General features: G+C 52.3%; 13 protein-coding genes and 1 pseudogene. 11 read left to right on the forward strand and 3 right to left on the reverse strand.

What is annotated here, in order from left to right; translation table 11 throughout:
• Positions 1 to 210 precede the first annotated feature (210 nt).
• The 3 genes from PK629_05650 (at position 211) to PK629_05660 (ending at position 3,554) form a co-directional block, all read left to right on the forward strand.
• Positions 211 to 939 (forward strand): polyphosphate polymerase domain-containing protein, encoded by a 729-nt coding sequence (locus PK629_05650; GenBank protein ID HOP10957.1) that lies wholly within the window; start codon positions 211 to 213, stop codon positions 937 to 939.
• On the forward strand, positions 932 to 1,609 hold the full coding sequence (locus PK629_05655; protein ID HOP10958.1) for a DUF4956 domain-containing protein: 678 nt from the start codon (positions 932 to 934) through the stop codon (positions 1,607 to 1,609). The genes PK629_05650 and PK629_05655 overlap by 8 nt, the downstream gene beginning before the upstream one ends.
• An 85-nt stretch (positions 1,610 to 1,694) precedes the next feature.
• Positions 1,695 to 3,554 carry a carbohydrate-binding domain-containing protein gene (locus PK629_05660; GenBank protein HOP10959.1) on the forward strand — a complete coding sequence of 620 codons (1,860 nt, stop codon included), beginning with the start codon at positions 1,695 to 1,697 and terminating at the stop codon, positions 3,552 to 3,554.
• 283 nt (positions 3,555 to 3,837) lie between these two features.
• On the opposite strand, the pseudogene PK629_05665 reads toward PK629_05660, so the two are convergent.
• Together PK629_05665 and PK629_05670 are read right to left on the reverse strand one after the other, a co-directional pair.
• Positions 3,838 to 4,713 (reverse strand): annotated as a pseudogene (locus PK629_05665) (AraC family transcriptional regulator).
• 254 nt (positions 4,714 to 4,967) lie between these two features.
• Positions 4,968 to 5,819: a DNA-3-methyladenine glycosylase gene (locus PK629_05670; GenBank protein HOP10960.1), complete on the reverse strand. Its 852-nt coding sequence runs from the start codon at positions 5,817 to 5,819 to the stop codon at positions 4,968 to 4,970.
• A 183-nt stretch (positions 5,820 to 6,002) separates the two neighbouring features.
• On the opposite strand from PK629_05670, the gene PK629_05675 reads away from it, so the two are divergent.
• The 8 genes from PK629_05675 (at position 6,003) to PK629_05710 (ending at position 16,441) form a co-directional block, all read left to right on the forward strand.
• Positions 6,003 to 8,402, forward strand: a complete 2,400-nt coding sequence (locus PK629_05675) for a glycogen/starch/alpha-glucan phosphorylase (GenBank protein HOP10961.1) — start codon at positions 6,003 to 6,005, stop codon at positions 8,400 to 8,402.
• Between the two features lie 21 nt (positions 8,403 to 8,423).
• Positions 8,424 to 10,358: a methionine--tRNA ligase gene (metG, locus tag PK629_05680; protein ID HOP10962.1), complete on the forward strand. Its 1,935-nt coding sequence runs from the start codon at positions 8,424 to 8,426 to the stop codon at positions 10,356 to 10,358.
• Positions 10,352 to 11,122 carry a TatD family hydrolase gene (locus PK629_05685; protein HOP10963.1) on the forward strand — a complete coding sequence of 257 codons (771 nt, stop codon included), beginning with the start codon at positions 10,352 to 10,354 and terminating at the stop codon, positions 11,120 to 11,122. Before metG ends, PK629_05685 begins: the two co-directional genes overlap by 7 nt.
• A gap of 42 nt (positions 11,123 to 11,164) precedes the next feature.
• Complete coding sequence (locus PK629_05690; GenBank protein ID HOP10964.1) at positions 11,165 to 12,253, forward strand: phosphotransferase; 1,089 nt, start codon at positions 11,165 to 11,167, stop codon at positions 12,251 to 12,253.
• A gap of 17 nt (positions 12,254 to 12,270) precedes the next feature.
• Positions 12,271 to 13,179, forward strand: a complete 909-nt coding sequence (locus PK629_05695) for a 2-oxo acid dehydrogenase subunit E2 (GenBank protein ID HOP10965.1) — start codon at positions 12,271 to 12,273, stop codon at positions 13,177 to 13,179.
• 31 nt (positions 13,180 to 13,210) lie between these two features.
• Positions 13,211 to 14,740, forward strand: coding sequence for an L-aspartate oxidase (gene nadB, locus PK629_05700; GenBank protein ID HOP10966.1), 1,530 nt, complete (start codon positions 13,211 to 13,213; stop codon positions 14,738 to 14,740).
• A 129-nt stretch (positions 14,741 to 14,869) separates the two neighbouring features.
• Positions 14,870 to 15,703 (forward strand): carboxylating nicotinate-nucleotide diphosphorylase, encoded by an 834-nt coding sequence (gene nadC, locus PK629_05705; GenBank protein HOP10967.1) that lies wholly within the window; start codon positions 14,870 to 14,872, stop codon positions 15,701 to 15,703.
• Positions 15,704 to 16,237: 534 nt separating this feature from the next.
• Positions 16,238 to 16,441 carry a hypothetical protein gene (locus PK629_05710; GenBank protein HOP10968.1) on the forward strand — a complete coding sequence of 68 codons (204 nt, stop codon included), beginning with the start codon at positions 16,238 to 16,240 and terminating at the stop codon, positions 16,439 to 16,441.
• A gap of 274 nt (positions 16,442 to 16,715) precedes the next feature.
• Here the strand turns inward: PK629_05710 and PK629_05715 are convergent, their stop codons facing one another.
• Positions 16,716 to 17,666, reverse strand: coding sequence for a class B sortase (locus PK629_05715; GenBank protein HOP10969.1), 951 nt, complete (start codon positions 17,664 to 17,666; stop codon positions 16,716 to 16,718).
• Positions 17,667 to 17,827 lie beyond the last annotated feature (161 nt).

Below are 17,827 nucleotides of genomic sequence, written 5' to 3' on the forward strand. Positions count from 1 at the left end.
CGCTCGCGCTTTATGAAGTTCGCGCGAACATTGTATGTGCATATTTTATCGCTTAAAGCTGAAAAAAAACTGAAATTTATTTTTCAGAGTAATTTCAGCAACCCGTGTAAAATAAAGGCATACCCCGCGGGGAAACCCGACAAGAACCATCCGCTTGATTCTAACATATTTGCGGCTTGGATTCAACTCTCGAGAAAAGAGGCGTTTCGGATGCAGAACATCACAACAGTATTTAAACGATATGAGGAGAAATATCTGCTCGATCGTGAACAGGCCGCAAAACTTTGCCGGCTGATGGAGAACAGGATGCACCCGGATGCATTCGGAAAGAGTACGATCTGTAATATTTATTTCGATACCGACGATTACCGTATCATTCGCGCGTCCATCGAAAAGCCCGTTTATAAGGAAAAGCTGCGGCTGCGCTGCTACGGGGTTCCGAAATCGGACGATACGATCTTTTTGGAACTGAAGAAAAAATACAAAGGCGTCGTATATAAAAGACGTATCGAGATGCCTCTCGATGAAGCCCTCGATTGGATGAGCGGCAGGCCCGGAGTCAGCTGCGACAGTCAGATCGGCCGAGAGATTGAATATTTTATGCAGTTTTACAGACCCGATCCCAAGGTGTTTATCGCCTATGAACGCGAGGCATTCTACGATAACGAAGATCCCAATCTTCGCTTGACCTTCGACAGCGGTATACGGATGCGTACAAACCGGCTGTCTCCCGCACTTGGCTGTGACGGAACGCCGATCATCGGAAACGACCGAAGATTGGTCGAGGTAAAAACCGCCGGTGCGATCCCGCTGTGGATGTGCAGATTCTTTGACGAAAACGGAATTCGACCGGTCTCGTTTTCCAAGTACGGAACCTGCTATACCGATTATATATTCCCAAATATTCAAAATCAAAAGGGAGGCATTATCTGTGCTTGAAACCGTAATTTCCTCAGAGGGGCTTTCAATCGGCCCGCTGCTGCTGTGTACCCTCACTTCGATTGTCCTGGGCGTTTTGCTGGGACTGATTCATACTTATAAAAATACCTATTCCAAGGGTCTTATCGTGACCTTGGCTCTTCTTCCGGTATTGGTTCAGGCCGTCATCATGATGGTAAACGGCAATATCGGCGCCGGTGTCGCCGTGGCCGGAGCGTTCAGCTTGGTGCGTTTTCGTTCTGCACCCGGCAGCGCCCGTGAAATCTCGGCGGTCTTTATGGCCGTGGCCGTGGGCATTGCAACCGGTATGGGCTATATCACCTATGCGATTGTCATCTTTATCGCCGCAGCGCTGCTGACGCTGATTTTATTCACCGTAAAATACGGCGATATTCGCGACAGCGAACGCGAACTTAAAATCACCATCCCCGAATCGCTCGATTATAACGGCGCTTTCGATGACATCTTCGCCGCTTACACCAAAAAGACTGAGCTGGTTCGCGTCAAGTCCACCAATCTCGGCAGCATGTTTGAGCTGCAGTACAAGATCGTTTTAAACGGCGATCAGAATTTAATCGAAAAAAAGTTTCTTGATGCGCTGCGCTGCCGCAACGGCAATCTCAATGTCAGCTGCGGTAAAGCCGGCAACACACTGAAAGAGGAACTGTAATACTAATTTTTATAAAAAGCAGATGGAATCTACTTTTAAAAACGTCAGTTTGTGTTTTGTAAATTAGTATAAGGAAGTGTTTCACTTGAAAAAGATCTATGCAATTCTCTGCACGGCAATGGTGCTTTTGTTTGCGGCGGGCTGTGCGGGTTCAACCTCAACTATTACGTCAAGCGCCTCGAGCACGGCGATATTTTCCACCAATTCTTTTCCCGCATCTTCAACCGCAACTTCGGAAACGGCTTCGGTCGCCGATGTAAGCGAGGAGATTAAAGCCGCCGTCTCTTCGGTCGAGAACAAAGTTAAGTCCGAGGATACGACCGTTGCGGAACCGTCCGACGGGAATGAGATTGTTTTGAACGGCAGTTCGATATCCGCTTCCGGTTCCAATGTGTCCGTGAGCGGCAGCACCGCTACGATCACCGGAGCGGGCACCTATACCATCAGCGGCACGCTCGATGACGGGCAGATCATCGTCAACGCGGGCACGGACGATTTGGTTACACTGATTCTCAACGGCGTCGATATCAGCTGTTCTTACAGCAGCGGAATTTACGGCGAACAGAGCGATAAGATCATCATTACACTGGCGGCGGGGACTCAAAATACGATCTCCGATGGTTCCTCCTATACCCTTGAAGCCGATACTGACGAGCCCAACGCCGCCTTGTTTTCCAAGGATGATCTCACCCTCAACGGCACCGGAACGCTGACCGTAAACGGCAATTATCTCAACGGCATTTTGTCCAAAGACGATCTCGTGATCGCCGGCGGAACCTATGTCATCACCGCGGTCAATGACGCCCTCCGCGGCCGTGATAGCATCACGATCACCGACGGCACCTTTACCATCAACGCAGGTGCCGACGGTCTGCAGGCCAACAACGACGAGGACGCCGAGAAGGGCTATATCAATATCTCAGGCGGTGATTTCGACATCACATCCGGCAACGACGGTATCCAGGCCTATACGACCCTGTTGATCAGCGGCGGTACCTTTGATATTACCACGGGCGGCGGAAGCTCGAATGCTTCGAGCGGAGGCTCCAACGATTACTTTAATCCGCGCGGTACGACCGGCTCGACTTCCACTTCCACTACCGAAAGCATGAAAGGCCTCAAAGGAGGCAGCGCCATCTATATTACCGGCGGAACTTTCACGCTTGATACCAGTGATGATGCGCTCCACTCGAACGGCGATATCAAGATTGCAGGCGGAACTTTCACCATTGCGACCGGAGACGACGGCATGCACGCCGATACCGCGCTTGAAATTGACGCCGGCGAGATCAAAATCACAAAGTCCTATGAGGGCCTTGAGGGCATGACCATTTATATCTGCGGCGGCAATATCAGCGTCACTTCCAGTGACGACGGTCTGAATTCTGCGGGCGGCAGCGATGACACCGGAAATGTCTTCTTCGGTGGCGGTGGGATGGATGGGGCCAATTCCGACAACTGCATTACCATCGGCGGCGGTTACATCTATGTCAATGCCGGCGGTGACGGGCTTGACAGCAACGGCAGCATGGTGCTGACCGGCGGCACAATTCTGGTCGACGGGCCGACCGACAGTGGCAACGGCGCGATGGACTATAACGGAACCTGTACCAACAGCGGTGCGATTCTGATTGCCGCGGGCAGCAGCGGCATGGCGCAGGCACCTGATTCAAATTCCTCGGTAAACTGCATCATGGCAACCGTTTCGACGGTCTCGGGCGGCACTCAGGTCACCGTGACCGATAAGAGCGGAAACGTCATCGTCGAGTACACACCGTCTAAGAGCTTTTCCAGCATCGTTATCTCGGCACCGCAGCTTGTGACCGGTACGACTTACACCCTGAATATCGGCGGAAGTTCGGCCGGCAGTTTTACAGCGGGCGGACTCTCCACGATCGGCAGCGCCGGCGGTATGGGCGGTATGACCGGCGGAGGCAGACGCTGAATATCATCGCATATCAATTTGCTATAATCTCCACCCGTGCCGAGCAAGCACGGTGCGGGCGCGGGGTTTAGAGAGTCGCCATCCCCGGCGGCTCTATATAAAAGGACGAACGGCCGTTCCCTCCGTTCGTCCTTTATTTTGTTATTTTGTAGGGGCGATCCTATGTGATCGCCCGCAAATTGTGGGCGCACACACAGGTACGCCCCTACTTTTTTATAATCATCTCCCAACACAATAAAAAGGTATCTGCCTTTTTGACAGATGTCTTTAAATGTTTTTTGCCTTATTTCTTCTCGTTCACCGCGATCCAGATTTCGCAGGAATAATCCGGGCTTTGGGTATCGGCGGACGGATAGACCTCAAGTTCAATGCCGCTGCCGTATTCATAATTGCTCTGCGGGAAGAACTCGGTACAGATTTTTTGATAAGTGTCCTTGAACGCGTCGGGCATTTTGCCTTTGCACTGAAAAACCGCATAGGTATATGCCGGAATTTCAACGACTTCAAAGTCCTCGTCCTTCACGGGAACGCCGTTATATTCGGCACCGATGCCGTAGGGAAAACCGGAATCCGCCATCTCCCCGGAGAAACAAATGCCGAGAATGCCGTGAAGATTGTCGTATTTGGCATATTTGCAAAGCGCGTCAATGGTGCCGTTGTGAGTGCATTCGCTCCAGAATGCCGAAATGTCGGCTGTGGCGGTATCGCCCTGCGGTTTATTGACCTGTTTTTTCTTGCAGACAATTTTGAATGCCTGCTTTTCTTCGATTCTGTAATCCATGGTGTTGCCTCCCGATCAAATCAATTTTACGGAAAGTCTCGAAAAGGATTTGACGTTGCCGCCGTGTCTTGCGTCGGTCGGGGTAATCCCGTGAAAACGCGAAAAAGCACGCGAAAAACTTTCGGGCGTGTCATATCCGTATTTAAGGGCAATGTCAATCACTTTGCTGTTTGTCCGGATTAACTCATCGGCCGCCAGAGTGAGACGACGCATACGAATATAATCACCGAGCGCATATCCGCAAAGCATAGTGAACATCCGTTGAAAATGAAACGCTGATGAATAGGCCTGTTTCGCAACGGTTTCATAATCAATATCATCGGTCAGGTGTGCTTCGGTATAATCGAGCGCCCGTTGAATTCCCGTGATCCAATCCATTCCGTAACCTCCTTCCGTATGTTTGTCATTTTACCGAGGGTTGTTAAAAATTTCTTGACTTTATGTGCGGCGTGATGTCAAATCGACCGTGGTGATTGCAGGTCTTTTTTATGGGGCGAGATTAACGGGGCGGGCGAACGAAGTTCGCCCCTACTGAAACACGTTGTTTTGGTTTATAGAGACCACCCCGACCTTCGGCCACCCCTCCACAGAGGGGAATGAAGGGTCGGAAACGCGGCTACGATGAGAAAAAATCAGCAGGCTTTAGTGCGCGTATTGTGAGCGGGCACTGCCCGCCGGTAATAATGAAACAAAACCTGCTGGGCGACGCCGGCATAGGGAACAGCGCAGGCGGGCAGGCCGTCGGAAAAGAGATCGGCCATCGCGCGCTTGATCCAGACGTCGGTCGGGAACGCCGTCAGCTTGTAAAATCCGAATAATAGCGCGCAGTCGGCTACTTTCGGGCCGACACCTTTGACGGCCATCAGTTCAGTTCTGGCTTCCTCAAGCGGCAGGGCGGCGATTTTTGCGGGATTGATTTCGCCGGAGGCGAATTTTTTGGCGGCGTCGATGATGTATTTATCCCGGAAGCCGCAGCGCACCGGAGCGAGATCTTCGGGAGAGAGCGCAGCGAGGGTCTCGGGTTTCGGAAAGTCGAATCCGCCGTCGATGGGGTCGCCGAACTGTTCGCACAGCCGAGAGACAAGCCCTTTGATGCGCGGAATGTTGTTGTTTTGGGACAGAATAAAGGAACACAGCGCTTCCCACGGGTCTTGCCGGATAATTCGGATACCGCCGCAGAAATCGCAGGCGGTTTTGAGGGTCGGATCAGCGCAGAGCGCGGCGTGAATGGAAATATAATCGGTGTTGAGATCGAAATAGTCCGCCCAGACGGCTTCGAATTCGGATTGTTCCATATTATAAAAGGTCAGTTTGTTACCGGTTTGGGACACTTCGAGAACACGCCCGTTTGCAATACCCCGCCACCGGTCGGGATTGTCGCCCACCGGGTCAAAACGGAAACACTGGCCGCAGCCGAGTGTCTGAGCCAGTGAAAACTGTTCGATTTGAACCGTCAGATTACTGCCGGAAGCGGATATGGTCACTCTTTTGCGCTCCTTTTGTTGAAATTTTAGCGGGGTTGTTATATAATGTCTCATGAACAAGTGTCTGTTTGAAAAGGCGTTTGTTTGAATAAGTATATTAGATATGTTTTAATATACAACGGAAGGCCCCTTCCGACTGCTGACGGCTTATGATTCAAACAGCCGGGAAATGAGAATGTAATTATGAAACTGACAAAAAACGAAGTTGTCAATGAGATCAAAAGACGGCTCGATACGGAATACGGCGTCAATCCCAAAACCGCGACCGACGACCAGTATTACCGCGCTGCCGCCGCCTATCTCAATGATATTATAGCGCAGAACCGCGCCGAGTTCAATGACAAATGCAGCAAACAGGGCGTCAAGCGGATCAATTATCTGTGCATGGAATTTCTGCTCGGGCGGTCACTGAAGAACTCGCTGTACAACCTCGGGATGACCGAGGTCTTTGATGCGGCGTTATCCGATTTGGGCGTAAAACTCTCGGATATTTATGAGTGCGAACCCGATGCGGGTCTCGGAAACGGCGGTCTGGGCCGCCTTGCCGCCTGCTTTATGGATTCGATGGCATCACTCGGGTATGCCGCGACCGGGTATTCGATTTTATATGAATACGGCATCTTCCGTCAGAAGCTGGTAGACGGCTGGCAGACCGAACTGCCCGACGACTGGCTGCCCGGCGGCGAGGTCTGGCTTTCTGCGCGTCCGGACGAGCAGATTGAGGTGCGCTTTGACGGCACCGTTTCCGACTACTGGGACGAACAGGGTTACCGGCATCAGAATTACACCGGCTACAATTCCGTTATGGCTGTGCCGCACGATCTGATGATGGTCGGCAACGAGGGTAAGGGCGTGGCCGTGCTGCGGCTTTGGAGCGCAGAGGCGAAGGACTTTGATATGAAAGCCTTCAACAACGGCGATTTTATGTCTGCGATGCAGCAGAGCGGCATGGCCGAGGTTATCTCGAAAGTGCTGTATCCGTCGGACAATATGCCCGAGGGTAAGAGTTTAAGATTGCGCCAGCAATATTTTTTGGTGTCGGCTTCGCTGCAGGACATCGTGAAAAAACATATGGCCGAGGGGCATCCGATTGACGCGCTGCCTGAAAAAGTGGCCATTCACATCAACGATACACACCCGGCGCTGTCGATTCCGGAACTGATGCGGATTTTAATGGATGACTGCGGCTATGCCTGGGACACCGCCATGAGCATCACCGAGCGTACCATCGCCTATACCAACCACACGGTGATGAGCGAGGCGCTTGAGACCTGGCCCGAGGATCTGTTCCGCCAGCGGCTGCCGCGGATGTATCAGATCGTGACCGAGATCAACCGCCGCTACTGTGCCAAGCTCTGGGCCGAAAAGCCTGATTTTGACCGGGTTTCGCGTATGTCGATTATCAGTTACGGGCAGGTGCGGATGGCGAATTTGTGCTGTGCGGTCTGTCACAGCGTGAACGGCGTCTCGAAGCTGCACACCGCGATTCTGCGCGACCATCTGTTCAAAGATTTCTACGAGGATCACCCGGAGCAGTTTCGAAACGTCACCAACGGCATCGCCTACCGGCGCTGGCTGTGTCAGGCCAATCCGCGCCTGACGGGGCTGATCTCCGAATTGATCGGAGACAGCTTTAAAACCGACGCGAAACGGCTGACCGATCTGTCGGTTTACACCCGCGACGAAAATATCCTGACCCGGCTTTATGACATCAAGCGTGAGAACAAGCTGGCGTTTTCCAATCTCGTTGCCAAAAGCGGCCTGCGCCCGCTGAACCCCGACTCGATTTTCGACGTACAGGTCAAGCGGCTGCATGAATATAAGCGCCAGCATATGAACGCGCTGCATATTCTTTCGCGCTACATCTGGATCAAGGAACATCCCAACGAGGATGTGGTTCCGCAGACCTTTTTGTTCGGCGCAAAGGCCGCGCCCGGCTATCAGATGGCCAAGGAGATCATCTGCCTGATCTCGGCGATTGCACGGCTGTGCGAACTTGATCCGGCGGTGCGAGACAAGCTGCGTGTTGTTTTCCTGGAAGATTATCGTGTGACGATGGCTGAGGCCTTGATGCCGTCGGCTGATATCAGTGAGCAGATTTCGCTGGCGGGAACCGAAGCCAGCGGCACCGGCAACATGAAGCTGATGATCAACGGCGCGGTGACGCTGGGCACGATGGACGGCGCGAACGTGGAAATCTATCAGGCCGTCGGCGCAGAGAATATACTCATCTTCGGTATGAATGCTGAGGAGGTTGCCGCCAAAAAACCCGACTACAAACCCGCCGAACTGCTGAAAAATGATCCCGAACTGAAGGCGCTGACCGATATTTTGAAAAAGGGTATCTGTGACTGCACCTTTGCCGATATTCACAACAACCTCACCAACTATGACCCGTATATGGTTTTGGCCGATTTTGCCGCCTATAAAGACGCTCAGGCCCGAATGCGCACGATCTATGACGACCGAATGCGCTTTATGCAGATGTCGCTGATGAACATCGCAAAAGCCGGGCGTTTCTCGTCCGACCGCTCGATTGAACGGTATGCGGCGGATATCTGGGGCGCAAAACCGATCAAATAAACTGATGAGGAGCCATTGATTATGAAAAAACCCTATTATATTACAACTGCGATTCCGTACGCCTCGAAAAAGCCGCACATCGGCAACACCTACGAGGCGATCATGGCTGACGCCGTCGCGCGTTATAAACGTGCCTGCGGGTTTGATGTTTACTTTCTGACCGGCACCGACGAACACGGTCAAAAAGTCGAGGACTGCGCCAAGGAAGCAGGTGTCTCACCGAAAGAGTATGCCGATCAAGTCGCCAATCAGATCAAGTCGCTTTGGGATCGCGTGGGCACGACCTATGACCGCTTTATCCGCACCACCGATCCGGACCACATGGACATTGTCAGAAGGATTTTCAACCGTTTTTACGCACAGGACGACGTGTATCTTTCGGAATACGAGGGTTGGTACTGCGAACCCGACGAGGCCTTTTATACCGAGAGTCAGGTTTGCAAAAAAGACGACTGTGTCGTCTGCCCCGACTGTGGGAAACCGTTACAGCGGGTCAAGGAGCAGGCCTACTTTTTCCGTATGAGCAAATACGCCGACCGGCTGATGAAATATATCGAGGAAAACCCCGATTTCATCCAGCCGGAATCACGCAAAAAAGAGATGGTCAACAACTTTTTGAAACCGGGCCTTAAAGACCTGTGCGTCACGCGCACCTCGTTTACTTGGGGCGTGCCGGTGGAATTCGACCCGAAACACGTCGTCTATGTCTGGGTGGACGCGCTTTCAAACTACATCACCGGGCTTGGCTATAATCCCGACGGCGAGAGCGGTGAATTATTTAAAAAATACTGGCCTGCCGACGTGCATATGATCGGCAAGGATATTCTGCGTTTTCACACCATCTACTGGCCGATCTTTTTGATGGCGCTTGACCTGCCGCTGCCCAAACAGGTTCTCGGGCATCCGTGGCTGCTGATGGGTGGCGACAAGATGAGCAAATCGACCGGCAATGTGATCTATGCTGACGACGTGGCTGACTTGTTCGGGGTTGACGCGGTGCGCTATTATGTGCTGGCCGAGATGCCCTATGCCAACGACGGCAACGTCACCTGGGAGAACATTGCCGCGCGTTATAATTCTGATCTGGCGAATACCCTCGGCAACCTCGTCAGCCGCACGGTGGCGATGACGGGTAAATATTTTGACGGCGTTATTCCGGAACCCGCCGGTGAAGAGGGTCCGGACGTCGATCTGAAAGCGGTTGCCGCCAAAACCGTGGCCGATTACCGCAAATTGATGGACGAGACGCGTATTGCAGACGCGGCATTTGCCGTAATGGACTTGGCGCGCAGAAGCAACAAATACATCGACGAGACTATGCCCTGGGCACTGGCGAAAAACGAGGCCGACAAAGCGCGGCTCGGCACGGTGCTCTATAACCTGCTGGAGTGCATCCGCATTCTCGCGGTGCTGTTTGTGCCGTTTATGCCCGAGGCCTGCAAAAACATCTTCGAGCAACTCGGCGGTTGCGACGAAACACTGGAGAGCGTCGAGGCGTTTGGCGGATTGAAAGCGGGTGCGCTGACAAAACCGGCAGCGCCGCTGTTTGCGCGTTTTGACGAGAAGACGCTGGCTGAGAAAGTCGCCGAAAAGACCGCGAAACCGGCTGAAAAAACCGAACCCGAAAAGCCGCAGGTCACGATAGACGAATTTGCCAAGGTCGAGATGACCGTGTGCAAAGTGCTTGCCTGCGAAAAGGTTGAAAAATCCGAAAAACTATTGCAGTTCAAGCTCGACGACGGCTCGGGTGTTCCGAGACAGATTTTGTCGGGCATTGCGAAATATTATCAGCCGGAAGAACTCGTCGGCAAAACCGTGGTGGCCTGCACCAACCTGCCGCCGCGCAAGATGATGGGCACCGAATCCAACGGCATGCTGTTATCGGCCGAAAAGGATGGGAAATTGAATCTTTTGATGCTCAACGACGGCGTTCCCGCAGGCGCAAAATTGTGTTAGAAGGTATTTTCGATACCCACGCGCATTATGACGACACCGCGTTTGACGGGGACAGAGAAGAAGTACTTCATAAAATCTTTACATCGGGTGTAAAATGGGTATTGAACTGCGGTGAGCGGGCTGAGACCAGCCGCAATTCGATGGAATTAGCACACAAATATCCGCAGTTTTATTTCGCGTCGGGCATTCACCCTGAACACGCAAACGAAGCTGAAGAGAATGACCTCGCGAAGATCGAAACATTGGCGGCGGATGAAAAATGCGCGGCCATCGGTGAGATCGGGCTGGACTATCACTATCCCGGATTTGACAAAGCAAAGCAGAAAGAATTATTCTTGCGGCAGTTGGAGTTGGCAGTCCGTTTAAATAAACCCGCTGTGATTCACAGCCGCGACGCGACCGCAGACATGGTCGAGATCTTGGACGCATATAAAGGAGCGGCAGTGCTGCACTGCTTCTCCGAATCGTCCGAGATTGCCAAGATTTTTTTGAAACACGGATTTTATCTCGGATTCGGCGGGGTCGTGACCTTTCAAAACGCTCGCCGTGCCGTCGAGTCCGCCGCCATCTGTCCGTTCGACAGGATGCTGATAGAGACCGACTGTCCGTATATGGCACCGACGCCCTATCGCGGCAGGAGAAATGATTCGTCGCTTTTGCCGCTGGTCGCAGAGAAACTGGCACAGATCAAAGGAGTCACGCCCGAAGAGATCGTGAAGATTACCGCGCAAAACGCAAAGAACCTTTTCAAAATCAACGAATAAGACCCAATCATCCCAAAAAGTACAGAAAGGCAGAACTCTGGAATGGAGAAACAGATTCTCGAAGCCGCCCGCGCATTCGGTATTACGGGCGAGATCGCTGACCATACCCTGATCAAGACGGGCAACATCAACCAGACCAACCTTGTGAAATTTTCGAATGGGAAGGAATACATCATCCAGCGGGTAAATACATACGTCTTCCGCGACCCGGATGGTATGATGCGTAATATCGCGGGCGTAACGGCACATCTGCGCAGAAAATGTGAGGAAAAGGGTCTGGACTGCCGCAGACAGGTGCTGAATTTTTGCGGCGATGCAACCGGGAAACTGTGCCATGAACTTTCGGACGGAAGTGTGTGGCGGGCGTATGATTATATCGGCGGCGCCGTGACCTATGACAGCGTGCCCAACACCGGACTTTTGACCTCGGCGGGAGAGGCGTTCGGGAACTTTTCCGGGATGCTGGCCGATTACGATATGGAGTCACTTGTCGAGACGATTCCGAATTTCCATGACACCGAAAAACGTTATGAGGCCTTTGAAACGGCTTTGAAAGCCGACTGCGCCGGACGCGCAAAGGACATTAAATCGGAAATCGGCTATCTTCAATCGCAGAAAGCGTTTTGCTCCAAACTCGTGCAGATGCGCAAAAACGGTGTTTTGCCGGAAAGAGTTACCCACAATGACACGAAATATAACAACGTTTTAATCGATATTTCCACCCAAAAACCCGCCGCCATTATTGATCTGGATACGGTGATGCCGGGACTGGCGGCTTACGATTTCGGCGATGCGATTCGGTTCGCAGCCAACACTTCGCTCGAGGACGAGCCGGACATCTCAAAAACCGCGCTTTCATTGGAATATTACGAGGCATTTGCCAAGGGCTATGTAGGCGTTCTGAGTGAAAGCTTTGACGAGACCGAGTTGATGTCGCTGCCGACGGGTGCACTGATGATGACCGTAGAGTTGGCTCTCCGGTTCTGCACCGATTATCTGATGGGCGATCCGTATTTTAAGCTCAATTATCCCGAGCACAACCTCGTACGTACCCGCTGCCAGATTGCGCTGGCAAAAGATATGGAGAAAAAGTTTTCACAGATGGAAAAGGTTATTCGCAAATATATGTGAAGGATGCGAGATGAATTATGGGAAACATGGAAAAGCTGTATCAAAAACGCAGACGGGACCGCCGCGACGGTTGGCGGGTAAAGCCTGCCGATCCGGTGATGGACCTGGTGCCGTATGTGCTGCGTACCCGCATTGACTCTCAGGTGCTGTTTGAAGAGGAAATTTCGATTACGAAGATTGAAGAATTCATCAAACAACATGCAAAGGATATCCCCGGTCTCTCGATTATGTATATTCTGATTGCAGCGATGGTGCGGCTGATCTCACAGCGACCCTATCTGAACCGCTTTATCGTTCACAATAAGCTCTATGCGCACAACAGCATCAAGATTTCGGTTGCCATTAAGCGCGGCCTGTCCGACAAGGGCGGCGAGGCGCTGATTAAGCCGGAATTCGAACCGGATGACACGCTGGCTGATATCGTGCGTAAAATCGAGGAAGAGATGAAGGCCACAAAACCCACCGATGCAGAGAATGACACCGATAAAACCGCCAAGATTCTGGGCAAAATTCCTTCGTGGATTAAACGCCCGTTTGTCAATCTGATGTACCGGTTTGACAGTCACGGTATGTTGCCCAAGGCCATCGAAGATGCCAGCCCGTGGCATACCTCGGCGTTTCTGACCAACATCGGTTCACTCGGCATCGATTCGATTTATCATCATCTGTATGAGTTCGGCACCTGTTCGCTGTTCTTGGCGATGGGCAAGAAGAACCGTGAGACCGTCCGGGACGAGGACGGCAAAGAACACAGCGAGAAAACCATGCGGCTGCGTATGGTCACCGACGAGCGTATCTGCGACGGGCATTATTATGCGGTCTCGATGCGGTATTATAAAAAGATTCTGCTCAAGCCGGAACAACTGCTCCATCCCCCGCACGAGGTTTTGTACGACGATGAGATTGAAAGCCCCAGAATTCAATAGGGAAAACAGCACACGAAAAGAAGTGTAAACAATGAAGTATCTGTATTGCAAAAAGAAACCCGACACAACCTTGGATTTTGACGTCGCTGTTGTCGGTATGGGCGTCGCAGGCCTTTACTGCGCGTTGAATGTTGATCCGAAACTACGGGTTGTTATTATCAATAAGTTCGGCGAAGAGGAATCCAATTCGATTCATGCCCAGGGCGGCATTGCCTCGGTTACGCTCAAAGAGGACAGCGTTGAAAACCATGTGCATGACACGCTGATCGCGGGTGCGGGGATGTGCGACGAAAAAGCCGTGATGACACTGGTCTCCGAAGGACCCGAAAATATGGTGCGGCTTTCCGATCTGGGCGTTCCGTTCGACAAGGACGCGCAGGGCAAGCTCTCGATCACCCGGGAAGGCGCGCACTGCTGCAACCGCATTCTGCACTGCGGCGGCGACGCCACCGGAAAGCATATGACCGACACGCTGCTTGCCCGTGTCCATGAACGCGATAATATCACGATTCTGGACCGCGCCATGCTCATCGACATCGTCGAGGGTGCGGACGGCGGGGTCGCCGGTATACTGATTGAAAAAGACGGGGAAAATATTCTCGTCAATACGCCCAACGTTGTCATCGCGTCGGGCGGTATCGGGCGTATCTACCGCAACAGCACCAATGCCATCGCCGCTACCGGAGACGGTATTGCTGCGGCAATGCGGGCCGGTGCGGCGGTTGAAAATATGGAGTTTGTCCAGTTCCATCCGACCGCGATGATTCACCCGGGCGTCGGCGGACGGTATTTTCTGATCTCCGAAGCGCTGCGTGGCGAAGGTGCAGTTTTACGTAACCGCCGTTGGGAGGCGTTTATGAAAGACGTCCACCCGATGGCCGACCTTGCGCCGCGTGACGTGGTCTCTCGCGCCATTATTATGCAGATGCAGAAATACGACCTGCCCAACGTCTATCTCGACATCACCTCAAAGAGCCGTGAGTTTTTGCAAAAGCGTTTTCCGACGATTTATGCCGAGTGCATGAACTATGACATCGACATTGCCGTCAACTGGATTCCGGTCATTCCGGTGCAGCATTATTTTATGGGCGGCATCAAAACCGATCTCGACGGCGCGACCAATGTGCCGGGGCTTTACAGCGTCGGCGAGGCCTCCTGCACCGGCGTGCACGGCGCAAATCGCTTAGCCTCGAATTCGCTGTTGGAGTGTATTGTATTCGGAAGGCGCTGCGCGCTGCACATCAATCAAAACAACAGACCGCAGCATACGCCTGTTCTGCCCGAGCCGCAGGATCTCGTGCCCTGCGACCTGGATCTGCATACGCTGCGCAGTCAGATCCGCGTGGCGATGACCAAGAAGTGCGGCATCATCCGCAACGGCAAGGATATGGGCGAAGCGCTCGGGCTTGTCGTCACGATGAAAGAGCAGCTCGCCGGATACGATCTGTCGTCGGTCAAAGGTACCGAGACGGTGAATATGCTCACGGTAGCCGAGGCGATTTTGTCGGCGGCCATTGCACGCAAGGAGAGCGTGGGCGCACATTTCAGAACAGATAATTAAAAATGCAGGGAATGGTCTTGACCATTCCGCATATATTTTTCCGGTGTTAAAATTCGGCGGCGAATCGCCGCTCGGAACGGTCAAGACCGTTCCCTACAAATTCGATTACATGCTGAAAGGAGTCACATCATGAAACTCGACAGAAATATCGTTGAAAATATCGTGCGGGAGGCGTTGTCTGAGGACATCGGCACCGGCGACATCACCACGCGTGCCACGATTCCGGACGACATGACTGCCGGCGGTAACTTTATCGCCAAACAAGACGGCGTGATCTGCGGGCTCGATGTGGTTCGGGCTGTATTCGCAACGGTGGACAGCCGGACGACCTTTACGCCCGAGGTCCGCGACGGCGACCGGGTACAAAAGGGTGACATCATTGCGACCGTCAGCGGGTTCGCGGCTTCGCTGCTTTCTTCCGAACGGGTGGCACTGAACTTTTTACAGCATCTGTCGGGTATCGCAACTTATACCGCCGAGTGCGTTGCCAAGATCGCCGGAACAAATGCAAAGATCGTGGATACGCGCAAGACCACACCGGGCCTGCGGGTTTTTGAAAAATATGCGGTCAAGGTCGGCGGCGGAAGCAACCATCGTTTTAACTTAGCGGACGGGGTTTTGATTAAGGACAACCACATCAAGGCCGCAGGCGGGATCACCGCGGCGGTGAGCGCCGCCAGAGAGAATGCGCCGCATACGCTGAAAATAGAGGTCGAGGTCGAAAACGAGGAGATGCTGAGGGAAGCGCTCGACGTCAAGGCTGATATCATCATGCTCGACAACATGGATTTGCAGCAGATGTCCGACGCGGTGCGCATCGTCGGCGGACGCGCTTTGACCGAGGCCAGCGGGAATATGGACCAACGGGATTTAGCCCAGGTGGCGGCGACCGGCGTCGATTTGATTTCGATCGGGGCTTTAACGCACAGTGTGAAAGCGATGGATATCTCGCTGCGGTTTTAAGGGATCTTCCGTAGGGGCGAACTGCGTTCGCCCGCCATTCTCTTGGGGCTTTCATACGATGAAAGCGGCTTCATAAGACCGAGATTCTTCGGCTGCGCAATACGACGCAAAAGCGCCGAATTGCTTCGCTCAGAATGACAGTTACAGCACACACAGCGTGAAGGCAATGGATATTTCGCTGCGGTTTTAAGGGATCTTCCGTAGGGGCGAACTGCGTTCGCCCGCCGTTCTCTTGGGGCTTTCATACGATGAAAGCGGCTTCATAAGACCGAGATTCTTCGACTTCGCAATACGACGCAAAAGCGCCGAATTGCTTCGCTCAGAATGACAGTTACAGCACACACAGCGTGAAAGCGATGGATATCTCATTGAAGTTTTAATTTCTCAGTGAACAGTTGGCAGTTAAAAGTGTACAGTGACATTCGGGTAGGGAGCGGCGCAATTTTTACCGGAGGACTATGTAAAAGCACATTGACTCGGCCTACTGCGATATCTTTTATTTTGTCACAGCCGATGTCACGCCGGAAGAGCGGTATGCGATTAAAAAAATATGACACACCGCAGGATTATACCTATTATAAATCCGATGCCGAGATTAGAGAGGGCTGTGTGTATTTGGTGGAACAAAGCCGCCTGATGAGGGAACAGTGTGAAAAATACGGCTTGCCGTATTACGAAACCTCGAAAGACCGGGAACGGTTAATCAATGATTTTATTGAGATGGTCGGGCGGACATGATTAGATTTTCGGATCAATAAAAACCACGGGCGGTAAAAATACCGCCCGTGGTTTTTATTTGCCTCAATTTGAACCACCCCGTCAAGTTTGCGAACTTGCCACCCCTCCACAGAGGGGAATTTTCAGGTGATCATATGAAGTCGCCCCTTCGTTGAAGACGTGAAACCGAGAGTGGAAACGCGGCTACGAGGTTATAAAATCAGCAGATTTAAGGACGCGTTTGAAACCGCCATTATGGCGGCGGAGCGACGGGGGCGTCGCTCCCTACATGATTCTAATAGGTGCCGACGAGTTTGCCCATGACGACCAGTTTGGCACCCTCAAAGTCGTAGACGCAGGTGACCAGCGTGATAATATAATCCGAGCCGGAGACGCTGACACCCGTATCAAACATCGACTTGGACTTCATGACGCTGAGGAAATCTCCCATCTGGGAATCTGTGGCGAAATCGGTGCGCATATAGTTTTCGATATAGCGCTCTTTCGGGATATAGTCCTCGCGCAGCTGCACCGAGAAGATCTGGAATTTATAGTTGCCGTGGAAGGTTTCGAGATAGATGTAGGGATGACTCTTGGTGAAACTTGCGCTGCGGAAATAGGTCAATGTACCAAACATCTTGTAGTTTTGCGAATATTTGCCGCGGTTGTGACCGTAAAGCACCGTGTTGCGGTCGAGGTAATCACGGCTGGTCTGATTGTCGGCAAAAATGGTACCGTAACGGTCGTAAACCTTATAAAAATTATAACGGTAATAGTCGTTTTCGTTCTTAGTCAGAACGACCAGTTCGTTGATATCGGCGCCCGGAACTTTCACTTTGCCGTAAATGTCTTTGTTGATTTTATAAATCTCGTCCAGCGTCATGGTTTTGAGTTTGGAGATGCTGGGCTTGGACGAAGAGGAAGAAGACGAGGAAGAAGCGGCTTTGACCACTTTGGTCGGGGTCGGTTCCAGTTGGAGTGCATGCGCATCGGCGGTCAATTCCTTCGTCAGTGCCAGCGCGTCGGTCTGAGGCGTGCAGTAACTCGGCTCAAGAGCCATGCAGGTAAGGGTATCGGTGGGAGCGAGCTGTTCCAGTTCGGTCGGTACGCAGGCGGGAATAATTTTTTCGCCGCAGCCGAACAGGGCCAAAGCCCCGGTCAACAGCACAAAAATACCGGCTTTGATCAGCGTGTTCCGCATTTCGGCGGACATTATGCCGTGTGTGTGTTTCTCTTTTGACAGCATAAAAACCTCCCATGGATGACTTAGTGCAATTCTACCATATTTTCTGACTATTATCAAGGAATTTTTATCGGGTTTTTATGGGGTGTGATATGAAGATGATGGTATGGAAAGTTTTGTTTATGTAAATGTGCCGCTCAAATTCAGAGCGGCACTCAAAGTTA

This window comes from Oscillospiraceae bacterium, assembly GCA_035380125.1.
In the GTDB taxonomy this organism is placed as follows: Bacteria; Bacillota; Clostridia; order Oscillospirales; family JAKOTC01; genus DAOPZJ01.

Bases quoted from the DNA above. Each gene is read 5' to 3' on its own strand.
- PK629_05650 (HOP10957.1), top strand. From the start codon at position 211: ATGCAGAACATCACAACAGTATTTAAACGATATGAGGAGAAATATCTG.
- PK629_05675 (HOP10961.1), top strand. From the start codon at position 6,003: ATGAAACTGACAAAAAACGAAGTTGTCAATGAGATCAAAAGACGGCTC.
- metG (HOP10962.1), top strand. From the start codon at position 8,424: ATGAAAAAACCCTATTATATTACAACTGCGATTCCGTACGCCTCGAAA.
- PK629_05690 (HOP10964.1), top strand. From the start codon at position 11,165: ATGGAGAAACAGATTCTCGAAGCCGCCCGCGCATTCGGTATTACGGGC.
- PK629_05695 (HOP10965.1), top strand. From the start codon at position 12,271: ATGGGAAACATGGAAAAGCTGTATCAAAAACGCAGACGGGACCGCCGC.
- nadB (HOP10966.1), top strand. From the start codon at position 13,211: ATGAAGTATCTGTATTGCAAAAAGAAACCCGACACAACCTTGGATTTT.
- nadC (HOP10967.1), top strand. From the start codon at position 14,870: ATGAAACTCGACAGAAATATCGTTGAAAATATCGTGCGGGAGGCGTTG.
- PK629_05710 (HOP10968.1), top strand. From the start codon at position 16,238: ATGCGATTAAAAAAATATGACACACCGCAGGATTATACCTATTATAAA.
- PK629_05715 (HOP10969.1), bottom strand. From the start codon at position 17,666: ATGCTGTCAAAAGAGAAACACACACACGGCATAATGTCCGCCGAAATG.